This is a genomic window from Microcoleus sp. POL10_C6 (genome assembly GCF_036701585.1).
GTDB lineage: Bacteria > Cyanobacteriota > Cyanobacteriia > Cyanobacteriales > Microcoleaceae > Microcoleus.
Genome location: NZ_JAUBRB010000135.1, coordinates 1 through 2,134, shown reverse-complemented (window position 1 = coordinate 2,134; position 2,134 = coordinate 1). Strand labels below are relative to the sequence as shown.

Here is a 2,134-nt window from a genome sequence, read left to right as displayed (position 1 = left end):
GGTTGAGTCGAGGGGGGATATTATTCCCCGCCCCTCTCAGTTAGATCTGGGCGTGCGACTTTCACCGCACCCAGCTCCCGATGTTCTTGACTTGCGCCTTTGCTCATGTGGATGTAATCGTGGCAGCTTTCGTGAACCGCTAGAAGGTTGTTTATTTTCCAATTACTATGGTTTCTGTCTACATGATGTAGATGCACCTTTTCATCGCCTAGCATTTTTAAGCCACATTTTCCACATTTATGGTTTTGCCGTTTTAAAGCTTTAGAGGTTTTGCCGTTATAGAGCTTGCTGTTACGCTCACTCCAGTAGGCTATATCTCCGTCGTAGGGTGATTTCTCTCCTTGGACGTTGACAAATTTGTTTTCGGAGTAAGGAACCGCCGGGAACGCCTTTTCTACCAGTTTCCTGGCAGTATAGCGGTTCTGTTTCGCCTCCTTGTTAAATACCTTGAAGGCTCTATTGTTGAGGAACCACAGCGAAAACCGTGACCCATCTAACTTACAGTAGCGATGGTAATTTCTCCAGCCTCTAACCACAGGGGCTAATTTCTCAGCCTTGTCCGTAGCGCCATAATTCGAGTTGTTGACGATGTGTTTTACCTTCTGACGGAATGCTTTAAAATTGTCCGCTGATGGAACGCATCTAAATTTCCCGTTGTTTTGCACTTTGAAATGCCAACCGAGGAAGTCAAATCCATCTGTCGTAGCCGTTAGCTTGGTTTTCTTTTCACTAACCTTCATGCCTCGTTCTGCCAGAAATTCGCTGACTTTATCAAGTATTGCCTTCGCATCATCTTTAGGTTTCAGAATTATTACCATGTCGTCCGCGTAACGGACTGATTGATGTATTTCCTCAATCCCATTGAGAGCGATATTGGCTAATAATGGACTTACCACGCCCCCTTGCGGGGTTCCTTGTTCTGGAAATTCTGGATTGACTCCTGATTTTAGACAGCGGAATATTCCGGTCTTGATGCCTCTTGGGGCGATGAGTCGTTCCATTATGCTGGTGTGGCTTATCCTGTCGAAGCATTTTTCGATATCGAGCTCGATAACTCGTTTTTCTATTCCGTTGCAACAAGAGCGTAGATTATTAAATAGGATTTTTTGCGCGTCATGCGCCGACCTTCCTGTTCTAAATCCATAACTCCTAGCGTGGAAAGTTGCTTCGTGCGCTGGCTCTAGCGCGTATTTTGCGAGGCATTGCCACGCTCTATCGGCGATAGTCGGTATCTTAAGGAGGCGGGTACTCCCATCCTTTTTAGGGATTGGTATTGAACGTAACTTCTGATGTTTCCAGTTGTTACTTTTGTTTCTGAGTTCTTCACTCAAAACAAGCCTTTCCTCAAATGTGAGTGAGGCTTTTCCATCTATTCCCGCAGTCTTTTTACCAGCGTTTAGTTGAGTTACTTGACGTATCGCCAGCATTCTTGCAGCCCGAGATTTCAGAATTAGCTTTTGAAGGGACTTCGCTTTTTGCTTGTCTCCAACCTGAATCGCTTTGAACACTCGTTTTTGTAGGCGAAATAAATTACGGCGGAATTTCTTCCACGGTAACGTCTTCCATGATTCACTAACATTTCTGTTGTGTCTAATCATGCTCTGCTCTAACTTATGTTTTCTGAACACCTCAGACCAATTACGGTCTGTCCTACCCGAACTAAGGGAGTTCCGCTGCTCGTCTAGCCTACTTGGAGTTCGACTTCCCCTTGACCCTCAGCTCGTTTTTCTTCGTTCCCTCGGTTAGATTGATTGTTCCTTTAGGTGGAGCCATTTTAACTACTGGATTCCCTGGACTCTTGCCGATATTATTTCGATATTCGGCGGGAATAATTTCCAGTGGAGTCGGGTGGTTGGTCTGTGTCCCGCTCCGGAGTAAGTTACTTTTCTAGGCTCTGTTTTCACCATCGGAACTCCCCATTAACGCCAGTGTCACCCCACATTGGATGTCTGATTGCGTCCTGTTCCCAGCTTCACTCTCCAAGAATCAAGCTTGGTCGGTGTGGGCAGATAGGGAGTCATACCTGAGTCTGGTAGAAGGGGCTTGCACCCTTATCAGACCGAGAGTTCAGCCTTGTGGCTGGAAACGCTATGTACGGACTGATTACCGTGATTCACGTTTCAACGAATCGCAC

General features: G+C 46.2%; 2 protein-coding genes. One reads left to right on the top strand and one right to left on the bottom strand.

Annotation, left to right across the window (positions count from 1 at the left end; all coding sequences use genetic code 11):
- Positions 1-20: 20 nt before the first annotated feature.
- On the bottom strand, positions 21-1,598 hold the full coding sequence (locus QUA34_RS29970; RefSeq protein WP_333391141.1) for a reverse transcriptase domain-containing protein: 1,578 nt from the start codon (positions 1,596-1,598) through the stop codon (positions 21-23).
- 347 nt (positions 1,599-1,945) lie between these two features.
- Here QUA34_RS29970 and QUA34_RS29965 point away from each other — a divergent pair.
- Positions 1,946-2,134 (top strand): hypothetical protein (locus QUA34_RS29965; RefSeq protein WP_333391139.1); only part of this gene is annotated, 189 nt, incomplete at its 3' end.

Bases quoted from the DNA above. Each gene is read 5' to 3' on its own strand.
- QUA34_RS29970 (WP_333391141.1), bottom strand. From the start codon at position 1,598: ATGATTAGACACAACAGAAATGTTAGTGAATCATGGAAGACGTTACCG.